At 34.2% G+C, this 12,712-nt stretch carries 12 protein-coding genes; 1 reads left to right on the forward strand and 11 read right to left on the reverse strand.

Annotated features, from left to right (window positions below):
* Positions 1 to 1,281: GGDEF domain-containing protein (locus tag ACZQCL_RS02195; protein ID WP_482481754.1), on the reverse strand; the 1,281-nt coding region annotated here is incomplete at its 3' end.
* A gap of 70 nt (positions 1,282 to 1,351) precedes the next feature.
* A complete protein-coding gene (locus ACZQCL_RS02200) occupies positions 1,352 to 1,576 on the reverse strand; it encodes a DUF3955 domain-containing protein (RefSeq protein ID WP_227993858.1) in 225 nt (74 codons plus the stop codon).
* 126 nt (positions 1,577 to 1,702) lie between these two features.
* Between ACZQCL_RS02200 and ACZQCL_RS02205 the strand changes: the two genes are divergently transcribed.
* Positions 1,703 to 1,927, forward strand: coding sequence for a Lar family restriction alleviation protein (locus ACZQCL_RS02205; protein WP_117571665.1), 225 nt, complete (start codon positions 1,703 to 1,705; stop codon positions 1,925 to 1,927).
* A gap of 30 nt (positions 1,928 to 1,957) precedes the next feature.
* Here the strand turns inward: ACZQCL_RS02205 and ACZQCL_RS02210 are convergent, their stop codons facing one another.
* The 9 genes from ACZQCL_RS02210 to polA all read right to left on the reverse strand — a co-directional run.
* Complete coding sequence (locus ACZQCL_RS02210; protein ID WP_482481755.1) at positions 1,958 to 3,319, reverse strand: MATE family efflux transporter; 1,362 nt, start codon at positions 3,317 to 3,319, stop codon at positions 1,958 to 1,960.
* Positions 3,320 to 3,370: 51 nt separating this feature from the next.
* Positions 3,371 to 4,639, reverse strand: a complete 1,269-nt coding sequence (gene murA / locus ACZQCL_RS02215) for a UDP-N-acetylglucosamine 1-carboxyvinyltransferase (RefSeq protein ID WP_482481756.1) — start codon at positions 4,637 to 4,639, stop codon at positions 3,371 to 3,373.
* Between the two features lie 90 nt (positions 4,640 to 4,729).
* Complete coding sequence (locus tag ACZQCL_RS02220) at positions 4,730 to 6,583, reverse strand: alpha/beta hydrolase family protein (RefSeq protein WP_227993862.1); 1,854 nt, start codon at positions 6,581 to 6,583, stop codon at positions 4,730 to 4,732.
* Positions 6,584 to 6,645: 62 nt separating this feature from the next.
* Entirely contained in the window at positions 6,646 to 7,515 is an 870-nt protein-coding gene (gene fba / locus ACZQCL_RS02225; RefSeq protein WP_227993864.1) for a class II fructose-1,6-bisphosphate aldolase, read from the reverse strand.
* Positions 7,516 to 7,593: 78 nt separating this feature from the next.
* Positions 7,594 to 8,496: an ATP-binding protein gene (locus ACZQCL_RS02230; RefSeq protein WP_337532583.1), complete on the reverse strand. Its 903-nt coding sequence runs from the start codon at positions 8,494 to 8,496 to the stop codon at positions 7,594 to 7,596.
* Positions 8,496 to 9,629 (reverse strand): DnaD domain protein, encoded by a 1,134-nt coding sequence (locus ACZQCL_RS02235; RefSeq protein WP_227993868.1) that lies wholly within the window; start codon positions 9,627 to 9,629, stop codon positions 8,496 to 8,498. The genes ACZQCL_RS02230 and ACZQCL_RS02235 overlap by 1 nt, the downstream gene beginning before the upstream one ends.
* Entirely contained in the window at positions 9,619 to 10,224 is a 606-nt protein-coding gene (gene coaE, locus ACZQCL_RS02240) for a dephospho-CoA kinase (RefSeq protein WP_117925056.1), read from the reverse strand. Before coaE ends, ACZQCL_RS02235 begins: the two co-directional genes overlap by 11 nt.
* Positions 10,197 to 11,018, reverse strand: a complete 822-nt coding sequence (gene mutM / locus ACZQCL_RS02245) for a DNA-formamidopyrimidine glycosylase (protein WP_117925054.1) — start codon at positions 11,016 to 11,018, stop codon at positions 10,197 to 10,199. The genes coaE and mutM overlap by 28 nt, the downstream gene beginning before the upstream one ends.
* Positions 11,018 to 12,712 (reverse strand): DNA polymerase I (gene polA, locus ACZQCL_RS02250; protein ID WP_482481757.1); only part of this gene is annotated, 1,695 nt, incomplete at its 5' end. The genes mutM and polA, both read right to left, overlap by 1 nt.

Consider the following 12,712-nt stretch of genomic DNA (forward strand, 5'->3'; position numbering starts at 1 on the left):
ATTTAAATAGTCAAGCTGTAACACATGACGATACTCTTCCTTCTTATTCTCTTCAAACAATTCATTTAGAATTTGCTCAACTGCACCCGAGTAGATACCATCTTCTGCTAAGAAAAAGGAATAGCTAGCCCGTAAAGTAAAATATGCATCGATTTTAGCATCACAATAAATACAATCCGAAAAATTATACCCTTTATCTTTTAATTGTTGTATAACACGAAGAATCAAATCACGTTTTTCTGTAGCCTCATTGATTTTCGCCTGGTTTTTATCAATATACATATTTTTATCTGCCTGACAAAACAATTCGCGCATTGTTAATTTTGAAAAATCATTTGAATACGCAAAACCAGCCGCATAACTTAATGGAATTTCTGAACATTTAGCACATTCTTTTTTGATATTTTCTAAATTTCTTTTTACATCTTCCTTTGTCACATTTTTAAAGAAGGCAATGAATTCATCACCGCCACAGCGACCTACAAATTGATTTTCATCCACACCGTTACGAAGACTTTTCGCAAACAAATTGATGTATAAATCCCCTCTTTCGTGTCCTTGTTGATTGTTGATGATTCTAAGATTATTTAAATCAAACACACAGATTGCCATATTTTGTTCAGCTTCTAAAGTTAAAATCTCTTCACACTTATTTTTATTTGGCAATCCTGTAGCTTCATCTAAATATATTTTACTTTTTAATTCTCGATTCGCCTTCGCATAATGGAAAGCTTTAAAAAGTTCATACAAAATCATAAAGATGAGAATTACAATATCAATGATTGTCAACGCTTCAAATTGTCCTAAACGTGTTGCGATTCTTTGTGCATATGTTTCTGCAAGCCCTGTGGCCACATCACATAGAGAAAAGAAAGTTTCACTCTTTTGAATAATATTCGTATTCTCATATCCAACTTGTCGAACAAGATCAATCTCTTGTTTTAAAGTATCAAAATACGCATCTAATTCTTCCATTTTAGCTTGAAAAGCCTTGTCATCTAACGAAACCAAATCTAATTCTTCACTGCCAAAACGAAGTCCTTCAATATATCCATCCACATCCGCAATCATTTCATCTTGCGGCATTCCTGCATCTTCCAATTTAATAATTCGCTGTGTTTTTCCACGTACCAATCCTGCATAATTGACAACGCGAGCCGTTCCTTGAATTCGAGATACCATTAAAATGATGATTAAAATCAGCACAATCAAAGCACTGGTTAAAACCGTCATTAAAAAGCGTATCATTTTTGAAATATGTCTTTTTCGTTTATCTTTCATACAATTATTCCTTATATATTTATTGTATTAAGAAAATGAAATTATCACAAGAAAATAATAAAAGGATAAATCACAAACGATTCATCCTCTTATTGATCCATACCATGATCCAAATACCTGCGCCAATACATACTAAAGCTAAGCCAATCAGCAGTAAGGCAGTACCATCATGCATCGCACCATCATACCCTACATATGCGTTTATTTTCCCCTTTAAAAGCAAGAAAACAGTTCCTGCAATCAAAAATAAATTCGCAACAAATGCAGGTGTAAAGACACGATCCTTTTGATCCATAATAACATCCCCTTATTGTTACCGATGTATTATATCATTTCATTCCTTTATTAAACCTTAAATTTCTCTTAACTTTCTTAGCATTTGATTGTACAATAGATAAGAATAAAAGAAGGAAGGATTCTTATGCAAAACATTGATGAATTAGTTGATTTACACGAATGCCCTCTATGTGAAGGTGGTTCGATTCTAGAAGAAGAAGGAAACGGATTCTATGCACAATGCATGGATTGTGGCTGCTATACAGTTCATGTTGATTATAAAAACGAAGAAGATCGTTTAGAAGCTGCTAAAAGAGCCGCTGAATTATTTAATACAGGTAAAGTATTAAAATCAAATCCTGGTGAATAAGAAAATGAGTGGAAATTCCACTCAATTTTTTTATTTAACTGAATTTTGATCTAACCACTTGCCTCGAACCATACGAATCAAGAATATAATACCCCTAAATACCAGTTCGAAAGTCATTGTGGCCCATACACCAATAACGCCATATCGTTTTGTGAAAATAATAATTGGTAAAACACGCATTCCCCACATGCTCAACGCATTTAGAACAAAAGGACATTTACTATCTCCGGCCCCACGTAATGCCCCCATTACTACAATACTAATCGCAAATAATGGTTCAGAAAAAGAAACAATCCTTAAGCACTCACTAGCTCCATCAATAACTTCTTGACTATTCGTTAGTGTTGTAGCCAAAAATGGTGCAAACACAAACATGATAACGCTCATAAATATCACTAGAGCAAAAGATAATAAGGTTGTTAAATACGCAAATCGTTTTGCCATATCCTTTCGATTGGCCCCAATACTTTGTCCAACCAATGTAGTTGCAGCACCACCAATTCCATAAGCTGGCAAATAACATAATCCTTCTGCTGAAACAGCCACATAATTAATAGCCACACTGATTGCACCCATCCCTGAAACGACACCCGTCATCACAACTTGAGCTAAAGATAGTGTCACTCTTTCAAGGCCTGCTGGAATTGAAAGATTCACTACATTCTTCAAGATATCTTTATCAAATTTCCACGATTCATCACCTAGAAGTCGTAATGATTTTTCCTTTTTGACTACAATATACATTAAGATAAAGCCTACAACCAATTGCGCCATTCCCGTTCCTAGTGCAGCTCCGGCAACGCCTAAATTTAGTATATAAATAAAGAAATAGTTAAAAATAACATCGAATACACACATTGAAATATTCATAAGACTTGGAAGCACGGCATTCCCTGAACATCTTAACATTCCTGAATGTAACATCGCCATCATATTAAATGGAATAAAAGCACCTACTATAGCCAAATATAAAGTGGCATCTCTACAAATTGATGGGTCTGCTCCCAATAATTTTGGCAAATAAAAACTGAATGCTACCACAACCAATGCCATACATAAACCAAAGATGATATTAAAGAGAATCGACTGACATACTACCTGTCTAGCCAATTTATTTTTACCAGCCCCTAAATATTGAGCTACCTGCACTGAAAAACCTAATACCGCAGCTGTACAAATTCCTCCAAAAAGCCATGTTGTACTGGCAACAACACCAATGGCTGCCGTAGCCTTATAACCTAGTGATCCAACCATAGCTGTATCAATATAACTCATGGCCGTTCCAACTAATTGTTCTAATATTGCAGGTACAGATAATAAAATGACGATTTTTAATTGATCTTTGAATTCTATTTTTTTATTTTCGCGCATCTGCGCCGTTATTTCCATCATGTTCATAAGATGATTATACAAAGAAAAAAGATGTATGTCACCATACACCTTTTAATCTTCTACCTCTTCACGCCACATTTTAGCTCCTAAATGAGCTAACTTTCCGTCCAAGTTATCATAACCACGATCAATGTGATAAATATCATGGATTTCTGTCACACCATCAGCCATTAAAGCTGCGATGACAAGTCCAGCACCACAACGAAGATCTGTTGCAATTACTTTAGAACCATGTAACTTTGTCTTTCCGTTGATAAACGCACTTGGTGTGTGTACATCAATGTCAGCACCCATCTTATTTAACTCTGCACAATGTTTGAAACGTTCTGTATAAATTGTTTCCGTTACTACAGATTGACCTTCACATTGTGTTAATAATACAGTAAATGGTTGTTGAACATCTGTGGCAAAACCTGGATATGGTTTTGTCAAGATTTCTGTACGTTTCAAAGGTTTATCTGTTTTAAATACATGAATAAAATCCGAACCAACTTCCATATTGATTCCCACTTCTTGAAGTTTCATAACAATGGCTTCCAGGTGTTGAGGAATAATATTTTCGATGCGCATGTCGTTGGCCATAGCGGCTGCCATAATCACATAAGTTGCTGCTTCAATACGATCTGGAATGATTTCATGAATACAGCCCTTTAAATATTCAACACCATCAATCACAAGAGTACTTGTCCCCATACCATGAATTCTAGCACCCATTTTATTTAATAATGTTGCGATATCAATAATTTCAGGCTCACGTGCGGCATTTTCAATAACCGTTCTACCTTTTGCGTAAACAGCTGCCATCATAATGTTGATTGTAGCTCCTACACTCGAAATATCTAAGAAAATATTTGTTCCTTTTAATTCTTTCGCATCCAATATATAACATCCATTTTCATATTGAATATTTGCACCCAAAGCCTCAAACCCTTTTAAGTGCAAATCAATAGGTCTTGGACCTAAGTAACATCCACCAGGCATCTTAATTTCTGCATGCCCAAATTTTCCTAACAAAGCTCCCATAAAATAGTAGCTTGCTCTTAATTTAGAAACAGCTTTAGATACCATAGGAATATTTTCCATATGAGTAGGATCTATATATAATGTTTCTTCATCTCGTTTTTCAACATAAACACCAAGTTCATTTAATAAAACGATCAAAGACTGTACATCTGAAATATTAGGTACACCATAAATTGTAACCGGCTCATTTCCTAAAACACATGCTGGAATTAAAGCCACAGTCGCATTCTTTGAACCACTAATACGTACTGTTCCATTTAAATCATGTCCACCTTCAATTTTAATGACTTTTTCCATTCATTTTCCCCCATTTCAAGGTAATGCCTATCTATTATAGCCTATTCAATCCGGATAATCTAGAAAAATATTGTAAATTCCAAAAGCCATCTATTTTAAATGTTTTTCCATCCAATTTGTGATTTCATTTAAACGACGCAAACGATGTTGAGGAAGTCCCGTACGTGATAAATCATGATTTTCACCATGGAACAAGCACATGCGAGCTTCAATATTCTGATCTAATAAAGCATTCAACATTTGTAGGCCTTCACAAAGTGGACAACGATAATCCTCATCAGAGTGAATAAACAATGTTGGTGTTTTCACATTACGTGCATATTTCAATGGTGAATGCCACCACAATTTTTCTGGATTTTCATCATATGTAGCAGATTGTTGATCTTGTGCAAAGTATGGCCCAATATCACTTGTCTGAGAGAATGAGATCCAGTTGGCAATACTTCTTTGACTAGCAGCACACGCAAAACGATCCGTATGACCAATGATCCAGTTTGTCATAAATCCACCATAGCTTCCACCAGTTACACCAACTCTGCTTGAATCAATTTGAGGATATGTTTCTAAGACTGTATCTGTAAACTGCATCAATTCATCATAATCAATCGTTCCATATTTTCCACGAATGTCCATAAACTCGTTGCCACGTCCATCTGAACCATGAATATTACAGAAGAATACAAAGTATCCCTTACTTGCCCACACTTGCATTTCATGATAGAACACTTTTCCATATACTGTTTTAGGCCCACCATGAATATCTAAAATAGCCGGATATTTTTTTGTTTCATCATAATCTTTAGGCAATAATACCCATCCTGTTAAATCTTCACCAAAATTAACTTCTACAGGATCTGCCACATATGTATCTTCCATTTTATTAAAATCAGATAATTGAACGGCTTTACCATCTACAACTTTATACAATTGTTGAAGACTTGCCACATCAGCTCCAATAAAATATAATGTGTCATCTTCAAATGCGAAAGATTGAATTGTTCCTGACCATTCAAATACAAGTTCAATGTTTCCATTTTCTAATTTATACAAATTATTGTGATCATAGATCGTAGAAACAAAATATAACGCATCTTTATTTACTAGAGTCGCATTACCTGCAACTAAAGCACAATCTGTACCTACACTGTTTCCAACACATTCTTGCCAATCAGCAATTAAATTAAAGTCTTGATCAAAGAATTTTGGATTCTCATTCAAACCATATTTTTCATGTGTGCTTGCGATAAGAACCAATTTACCATCCATAAAATCAAAACTTTGGATACTTCTTTCCTTAGCATCTACAACTGTACTTACAGAGCCATCATATTTATAAAGATTTTCATATAAAGCTTGTTTTCTTGTCCAATTTTGTCCTGTATAATACAAAGCACCATCATGAATCTTTGCGTTTGACACATCAAAAGTACCTTCTGTAACGCAAACAAGTTCTTTTGTGTCTAAATTATATGTATATAAATGCGTACGATGTTTATTGGTGATTCCCTGACCATTCATATAGAAAGGAATCTCATCAAACACTTCATAATCACTTTCTTCTTCAACAAGTTTTTCTTTAGTCATCAAAACCAAAGTATTCTCGTTTAAATATCCCAAAACATTCATTCCTGGTTTATCAAAGCGAGCAATTTCTTTGGCTTCTCCACCATTCAATGCCAAACGATATAAAGATGTAGATTTTTCAATATTCTTACGATTTCCACAGAATAGAACCGAATTTTCATTTTCAATATAAAACCCTGCTTCTTTTCCAAAAGAAGTTAAATCATATACTTTATCGTCCTTTACGCATTTTAAAGTATATTCATAAGCATTGTCTTTTTCAGCTGCTACTCCATCAACAAAAACTTTTACTCCATCTTTCACTTTTAAATTTCCATAAAAGTGATAAGACAATAAATCATTAATTTCAACTGACTTCATATATTTCCCCTCCAAATTATGCAAAAAGCAGGCTTAAAGCCTGCTTTATTTAAAAACTTTAATTATTCAGCTTTTCCAGCAGAACCAAAGAAGTTTTCCATCATTTCTTTACATAATGCTGTGATTGCATCAGCACCTGGTTTTAATAATTTACGTGGATCGTATCCTTTTCCTTCTTGGTCTTTTCCAGCTTCGATGTATTTACGAGTTGCTTCAGCAAATACTAACTGACATTCAGTATTAACGTTAACTTTAGAAACACCTAATGTGATAGCTTTTTGAACTTGTTCACGAGGGATTCCTGAACCACCGTGTAATACTAATGGTTTTCCGTTTGTTACGTTTTGGATTTCTTCTAAACGATCAAAGTTTAATCCAGCCCAGTTTGCAGGATATTTACCGTGGATATTTCCGATACCAGCTGCTAAGAAGTCTACACCTAAGTCAGCGATAGTTTTACATTCTTGAGGGTCAGCTAATTCACCAGCAGATATGACACCGTCTTCTTCTCCACCGATTCCACCAACTTCACATTCAATTGATAATCCTTTTGAGTGTGCTAAGGCGATCATTTCTTTTGATTTTTCTAAGTTTTCTTCAAATGCATAGTGAGAACCATCGAACATTACAGAAGTAAATCCTGCTTCGATAGCAGCTTTTGCACCTTCATATGAACCGTGGTCCAAGTGTAAAGCTACAGGAACTGTAATTCCCATTGCATCGTGGATTTCTTTTACCATAGCAGCAACTGTTTTGAAACCACACATGTATTTAGCAGCACCTTCAGATACTCCTAACATAACTGGTGATTTAGCTTCTTCAGCAGCAGCTAAGATAGCTTTTGTCCATTCCAAGTTATTGATGTTGAAAGCACCAATCGCATAGTGCCCTTCGTGAGCTTTGTTGATCATTTCAGTAGCAGATACTAACATTACTCTATTCCTCCTTTAAACATTTCTGTCATAACTATTCTACTCCATAACGCCTAATTTGAAAAGTGAAATTATTAACTAACGACGTGATTTTCCGGATAATTCAACTGGTTTGGACAAAGTACGAATTCTTTCTAGAATTCTTAGACTCGCAATTGTATTATTCGGTTTATTCACAAGACGATACTGCTGTTCTAGTTCTTCCATTGAATAATTTGATGTAAAGTATGTTTTCATTCCTTTATTCATACGCTCATCTAAAACAGGAAGTAAGATTTCATCTCGCGTCCATTGCGTAATACTTTCAGCTCCAATATCATCTAAAACCAAAACATCACTGTAGCGTAAATGGTTCATCACCCTTTGACGATATTCATTATCTGTCATAAACTGTTTCAATTCCTGAATCAATAATGGAACCTGTACAAAAGAAACACTCTTATTATTTTTGGCATAGTAATTACAGATTCCCTTCATTAAATAAGACTTTCCAGTCCCTGGATTTCCATATAAATACACGCCTTGATTTAGTGGTATACTACTCACACTTTGGGTATAAGCTGCCATATAATCTTTTTCTTTGGCAGCACTTAAAAAGCAGGCATCATTTAAATCGATTAAATAATCATTTAAAGACATATGAGAGAAGCGAAATTTACTTTGATGAGCCAATTGCTGATCTCGTTTTTGTTCATACTGACAAGAAGCATAATATTCATTCAAGAAACCAGAATCGTCAATTTTTAATTTTGTAGCCTTACCACGAATCTTCTGTACACAATAATCCAATCCTTTACAGTTTCTACATGCGCTCACACTCTTGATCCACTGCAACAAAGCGCCACTATTTTCTTCTACAAAAGATGCATCTAAATGATTCTGCTCAAGAAATATTTGAATCCATTTATTCTCTTTTAAACGAGCAATATTCTTTTGTCTTTCCATCATTTGCTCTTCTGAAAGTTTAATATTTAAATTCACTACAACTTACCTTCTTTCAACATCTTTTGAAGTTCTAACATCTCCTGTTGGATTTGCGTATCTGATTTTTCTTCCTTTTGCGTATAGAACTTCTCATCAAGTACAACCTTTTCTTCTTTTTTCTCTCTTTTATTTTCTGTTGGCGCTTGGTTGATAATTTCCAATGCTTTCTTCCTAGAATCCACGCCCAGGCGAACCCAGCTTGCCGCAACTTTTTCAACGTAATTTCTAGAAAATTGTTGATGTGTTTGCTGCAAAGTATATTCAATCAAAGTATTCACAACTTCAACTGAAAGCTGGAATTGTGTGCATAAACGTTCAATCAATGCCTGATCCGATTTCACAACAGGAATACCATTTTGTTTATTCTGCAAAAATTTAACAGGTGGCATCTGATATGGATCTTTACTTGTTTCCATAACCTTACGATTACGCATAACCATCTCTTTTAATTTGTCCAAATCAAATACATGTGTTGAAGGATTAATACTTCTTTGCACATATCTACGCATATCTTTGGCATCAATTCCATATATTTGTGCCATCTGTGCAATACGATCTAAATTTTCATTAGTTCGATAACGTACCGGAAAAACCCGATCCATCCCTTTGAAGAGTGTCGCAAAATCAAAATCATATTTTTGTTTGATTGTCGGTTTCACCTTTTCGTACGCAATCTCTTTAGATTCGTTCCACGAATCTAAAATTGAAACATCCAAAGGACTTTCTACTTTGGTATATACTGAAGAAATCGTCTTATCTTTATGAAGCATTGCCTTTATTTTATCAAAACACTTTGATCCTACACTTGCCAAATACAATCTTGAATACGTATCGTGACATAAAAATTTATCTGGTAATAATGGAGCATACAATAAAATCAACATGTCATCTTCATGAACATAGGTTTCAATTAAATGATATTGCTCTAAATAATTTCGTGCCTTATCAAATTGTGAAGCATTTATATTCAACAGTAAATATACGTCTTCTAATTCAACAGAATTTTGAATAGAACCTAAAAATTCATATAGACAAATTGAACTTTTACCCATCAAAGGACCATACAACAAATGCAAAGATTGTCTTTGTTCAACAGATAAATGTTCTATGCAACGCACTTCAATCGCCATGTACCTTCTCCTCTTTTAATGCTTCTTCTATTTGTTTATGCAGCTGTTCTACCGTACCATTATTTTGCAGTACAATATCACTTTTTGCCATCTTCTCTTCCGGATTCATCTGTGATACAAGTCTTGCCAAAGCTTGTTCCCTAGTAAAATTGCGATAGGTTTGTAGGCGCGATAAGGCTACATCTAAATCAGCCACAACGCACCATATTGAGTCAAAATGATCTTGTGCAGAAATCTCAAATAAAATTGGCATTTCCACAAAGACAATCGAACTCTCTTGTTCATAAATCCATTTATGCATCTGTTCAAAAATCAAAGGATGCAAGATGGCTTCCACTTGTTTTCTATGTTCTGCCTTAGAAAACATATATGAAGCTAAACTTTCCTTAATGATTTGTCCATTTGAATCCAATTCAACAATGCGCAAATCATTTAATTTCTGATAACCCAAATTTCCCTTTTTTAATAAATCCGCATTGACCTGATCACAATCTAAAACAGGATATTTTTTTCTTAAATATCGAGAAATCTCACTCTTTCCTGAACCCATAGATCCAGTGATTCCTATTACTTTCTTTTTTGACAATTTGGACATAGATAAGTCCCCCTTTGTGATACAGTTAATTTTTTAATAGCATGATGACACACTTTACATTGTGTTTGATCATGTACATTCAAATAGAGTTGAAAACGTCCCGTTACCCCTAAACTTGAGGTATAAGAACGGATGGTTGTTCCACCAAAACGTGTAGCTCCCTGCAAGATTCGCTTTGTCTGAAAAACTATTTTCTCACAATCTTTCTTTGAAAGCTTTGAGGCACGGCTTCTAGGATCTAATCCTGAGGCAAAACATATCTCATCCGCATAAATATTTCCAACACCTGCCATAATCGATTGATCTAACAGGCAGGATTTCAAATTTCGTTTTAACGAATGAACACAGGTATAGAAATACATTCCATTCACTCTTTCATCCATATAATCATATCCAACATTTTTAAAACAAGGATATGCATGAATATCTTCTTTTTTAGGATACAAATACATTCTTCCAAATTTTCTTGTATCATGATACGACATATAGGTTCCACTATTTAATTTAAATACTATATGAATATGTTTATTCTCACAAAGCATATTATAAAGATAAAATTTACCTTCCATTCTTAAGTGAACAACTAGATCATAGTCATCCAGACCAAAAATCAAATATTTTCCAAGTCGATTAAACGAATGGAATGTTTGCCCAATTAATTGATTTTTAAAAGTTTCTACTTCTACATTATCAATAATCTTAGGATAATATATCAATACATCTTCAATTGAAACATCTTTAATTTGTGTTTCCAACGTACTTAATACGGTTTGTACTTCTGGTGCTTCCGGCATTATTTTGCCTCATACCATGACTTTCCAACACTAATACTTGCCTTTAATGGAACCTTTAATTCCATTGCACTTTCCATTGTTTCTTTGACAAGTTTTTGCATCAAGTCCAATTCTTCATCTGGCACTAAGAAAATCAATTCATCATGGATTTGAAGAAGCATTTTTGATTTTACATCGGCATCCTTTAAAGCTTGATCCATTTTCAACATCGCAATCTTGATCAAATCGGCTGCACTACCTTGAATTGGTGCATTCATGGCAGCTCGCTTACCGAATTCTCGTGTCATAAAATTCTTATCGTTGATTTCAGGAATCTCTCTTCTTCTGTGGAATAATGTTTCGACATATCCATGTTCCTTACAGAAATCAATCAATTGATTCATATATTCGTGAATCTGAGGATAACTTTCAAAGTACATCTTCATAAATTCACCCGCTTCTTTTCGTGTGATATTTAATTGTGAAGATAAACCAAATTCAGTTTGTCCATATACAATACCAAAGTTAACTGTCTTGGCAATTCTTCTTTTATGTTCATCTACCTCTTCTGGTGAACAACTAAAAATTAAAGTTGCCGTTTTTGTATGAATATCCAAACCTTCATTAAACGCTTTTATCATGTGATCCTCATTGGCCATATGTGCCAACATTCTTAATTCAATCTGCGAATAATCAGCAGACAATAAGTGATAGCCATCTTCGGCGACAAACGCCTTACGAATTTCTTTACCTAACTCATCCCGAATACTAATATTTTGTAAGTTTGGTTCACTACTTGAAAGTCTTCCAGTTTGTGTCATTGTCTGATTAAAAGAAGTATGAATCTTTTGATCCGAACGAATATGTTTTTTCAAACCATCAATATATGTACTGGATACCTTCGCAATTTTTCGATACTCAAGAATATCATCAATGATTGGATGTTTTCCACGAAGCTTCTCTAATACATCTGCAGATGTTGAACGTTTTTTTCCACCTGAACTTAAGTTCAACTCGTCAAATAAGACATTCGCCAATTGTTTTGGTGAATTGATATTAAAAATCATACCTGCATGTGAGTAGATTTTTTGAGCAAGAGCATCCAATTTCTCATTTAATAAAGCTCCATACTCATCTAAAAAACTTTCTTGAATCGAAATACCTTCTTGTTCCATTGAAAACAAGACATGTGTTAATGGCATTTCAATATCTTCATATAAAGACAATACATTTTCTTCTTTTAAAGAAGCACGAAGCTTATCCTTTTTTTCATATAGTTGCTGAGTCAAACTATGATAGATTGCCTTTTCTCTTTCCAAACTATAAGCAGGCTCCTCTTTTGTCTTCTTAGATACATCATGGAAAGATTCTGGAAGGTGAATTTGAAGTGCTTCTAAGACTGCATCACTATCTGTTGCGGTAGAATTCAATAAGAATCCAGCAATATGCAAGTCATTACTAAAAGTATTCCATTTAAATCCATAGCGATCTAATAGATGCATCATTTCCTTTGTATCCCATGTACTCACTTCTTTTGTTTCTAACAATGTTTTAAAGTTTGTATCCTCTAATGCATGTTCTACTGAAATATAATAAACAGTTTTATCTTTTGGAATCATAAAACCATACAATTTTTGATCTAAATAAGGCTCTTGAGTACATACTGGCATAACCATAACGTCATCCATATTTTCAAATTCAAAATGGTCCACTTC

It is taken from the genome of Holdemanella sp., assembly GCF_056804935.1.

Bases quoted from the DNA above. Each gene is read 5' to 3' on its own strand.
- ACZQCL_RS02210 (WP_482481755.1), bottom strand. From the start codon at position 3,319: ATGATGGAAATAACGGCGCAGATGCGCGAAAATAAAAAAATAGAATTC.
- ACZQCL_RS02205 (WP_117571665.1), top strand. From the start codon at position 1,703: ATGCAAAACATTGATGAATTAGTTGATTTACACGAATGCCCTCTATGT.
- ACZQCL_RS02220 (WP_227993862.1), bottom strand. From the start codon at position 6,583: ATGAAGTCAGTTGAAATTAATGATTTATTGTCTTATCACTTTTATGGA.
- mutM (WP_117925054.1), bottom strand. From the start codon at position 11,018: ATGCCGGAAGCACCAGAAGTACAAACCGTATTAAGTACGTTGGAAACA.
- murA (WP_482481756.1), bottom strand. From the start codon at position 4,639: ATGGAAAAAGTCATTAAAATTGAAGGTGGACATGATTTAAATGGAACA.
- ACZQCL_RS02200 (WP_227993858.1), bottom strand. From the start codon at position 1,576: ATGGATCAAAAGGATCGTGTCTTTACACCTGCATTTGTTGCGAATTTA.
- ACZQCL_RS02235 (WP_227993868.1), bottom strand. From the start codon at position 9,629: ATGGCGATTGAAGTGCGTTGCATAGAACATTTATCTGTTGAACAAAGA.
- fba (WP_227993864.1), bottom strand. From the start codon at position 7,515: ATGTTAGTATCTGCTACTGAAATGATCAACAAAGCTCACGAAGGGCAC.
- coaE (WP_117925056.1), bottom strand. From the start codon at position 10,224: ATGTCCAAATTGTCAAAAAAGAAAGTAATAGGAATCACTGGATCTATG.